The organism is Moorena sp. SIO3B2 (assembly GCF_010692525.1).
In the GTDB taxonomy this organism is placed as follows: domain Bacteria; phylum Cyanobacteriota; class Cyanobacteriia; order Cyanobacteriales; family Coleofasciculaceae; genus Moorena; species Moorena producens.
In genome coordinates, this window is sequence record NZ_JAAHHE010000685.1 from 1 (window position 1) to 2,272 (window position 2,272).

Annotated in this window: 2 protein-coding genes; one reads left to right on the forward strand and one right to left on the reverse strand. The window is 45.2% G+C overall.

The window, feature by feature from the left end:
* On the reverse strand, nucleotides 1–346 hold a 346-nt coding region (locus F6K38_RS39800), incomplete at its 3' end, for a hypothetical protein (protein ID WP_502709653.1).
* 466 nt (nucleotides 347–812) lie between these two features.
* On the opposite strand from F6K38_RS39800, the gene F6K38_RS39805 reads away from it, so the two are divergent.
* Nucleotides 813–1,910 carry an acyl-CoA dehydrogenase family protein gene (locus F6K38_RS39805; RefSeq protein ID WP_287360403.1) on the forward strand — a complete coding sequence of 366 codons (1,098 nt, stop codon included), beginning with the start codon at nucleotides 813–815 and terminating at the stop codon, nucleotides 1,908–1,910.
* Nucleotides 1,911–2,272: the final 362 nt, after the last annotated feature.

Consider the following 2,272-nt stretch of genomic DNA (forward strand, 5'->3'; position numbering starts at 1 on the left):
CGTAGAGGTAACCAAATACACCGAAGGGAGAGGTATTAACAATAGCGTTAAAGGTAGCTGGGTCACTAGGAGTAGCTAACACTAGTTGAGAGACCTGAGCTGCTTGAGTCTTAAACTGGTTCGGATGACAACCTGTGAGGATTAATAGACAAGATAGCGCCAGCGCAACTGCTTGAAGAGGGAGGAGTGTGGGGAGTGTGGGAAGTGTGGGGTGTGTGGAATTTATAGAGCAGATAGGGTGTATAGGGAGTGTGGGGAGTGTAGGGAGTGTGGGGAGTGTGGGGAGTGTGGGGAGGGAAGAAGTAGTTTTGGATAAGAAGATATTTTTAAATAAACTTTTGTTCATTGTCTTGATCCACAACGTGGAAGAAACGGTTTTTTAGTTGCTTTTTAGTTGGTATTCACAGCTGCGATTCGGCTTTGCCGACCCTACGCGATCGCTTTTTTTGGTGAAAGTAGCTCACTGAATTACGCAATGCTATAAATCACAGGTAAGCATATGCGCTACAGATGGTGCTACTTGAGGTGCCGTCAGCTGTCAGCAGACTTAACTCAGATTAAACGAATGCTTACCTGTTTTCTTCAAAAGCTGATAACTGATAACTGATAACTGATATAGCAGTCGAAGTAAAGCTTAAGACATATTTCTGCTCCCTGCTCCGAAGTCCCTGCTCCGAAGTCCCTTTCAACCAAAATACTCTGTCCTAAACTATACTTCGGTTGCTATAACTGATAACTGATAGCTGATAGCTGATAGCTTACAATCACAGTGGCAGTATTAATGTAGTAGATCAGAGTAACTAGAAAGGTTGATGCAGGTGATCAAACGGTATCCCGATAATGAGCACCAAACCCTATTAGAGACAGCGGAGTCTTATCTCAGGGAATCCGTTGCTCCCTTGGCTTCAGAAATTGATAGTGCTCCTGAGGTGTTACGAGAGGCTCTCAAGGGAATGAGCGTTCGCACTTTGCTAGGGCTAAGGATTCCGAAATCCTGGGGAGGTCTAGAAGTAAGTAGCACAACCTTTGGCTACTTCCAGCAACTGTTAGCACGGTATTCCGGTGCTTTGGCATTCTTGCAAATGCAACACCAGAGTGCTGGAGCAATGATCGCTTACTCTGAGAATGAATCGTTGAAGCAGCAGTATCTTCCCAAATTAGCTAAGGGTCAAATGCTAGTTGGTATCGGCTTTTCCCAAGTGCGACGAACAGGTAACCCACCGGTCAAAGCTATTCCGGTAGATGGTGGATATCAGATCAATGGAAAAGTGCCTTGGGTTACTGGGTTTAGCTTCTTTCAAGAGTTTATCATCGGTGCAGTATTGCCTGATGGTCGAGAAGTTTACGGTATGGTGCCATTTACTCCAACTTGCCAAGATGCAGGTGGTACTATTACCTTTAGCAAACCCATGGCACTGGCGGCGATGGAATCCACCAATACGGTTAGTGCTACCCTTACCGATTGGTTCTTACCTGAAGAACGTGTGGTCTCGATTGCTAAAGCAGGTGCAATTCACGAAAATGACCAGAAGAAACTTTTGTCTGCTGGTTTTTTGGCCCTAGGATGTGCCCAAGCTGGACTGGACATTGTAGAAGCGGCTGCCAAAACCAAGCAACTGGATTTTCTATACAATACTTTTGAATCCCTCCACGGGGAATTCACTCGCTGCCAGACAGCTATGATCCAAGCAGCACAAGCAAATTCTCAGACTTTTCAACAACGGCTACAACTGAGGACTTGGGCAATTAACTTAGCAGGAAGATGTGCTCAAGCAGGGGTGACTGTGTCTAGTGGTGCTGCTAACTACAAACACCATGCTGCCCAGCGAGTCTATCGGGAAGCTTTGGTATTTACTGTCTCTGGTCAAAGCACGGCTATCATGGAGGGAACTCTGGCTCGGTTGGTATAGCGCTACGCTTAGCGTCAGAAGTCAGAAGTCAAAAGTCAGAAGTCAGCTAGGACTAGGTTTCGGAGTTTAGAAATGTCAAACATCTGAATGGGTAGTGCTATAAATGTTTCCTGTGGGTGAATCCTGATTGACTGACTTAGAAACTCCTATACTCCCATATCTTGCCCTTCTGCTAACTTTGTGGTATTTATCAACATCTAATCTACTTCTGTAATATAATTGTATTATAATGGAACGTAGTGCAGAGGCAGTCACACCAGCCTTCTAAGCTGTGAACAAGTCGGCTTTGCTGAATCGCCCCCGCCGAATTCTGTCTGTGTAGTACAGCTTGTGTAGTACATACAACTATGGATATTACCCAA

Excerpts from the sequence above, each read along its gene's own strand:
- F6K38_RS39805 (WP_287360403.1), top strand. The coding sequence starts at position 813 with ATGCAGGTGATCAAACGGTATCCCGATAATGAGCACCAAACCCTATTA.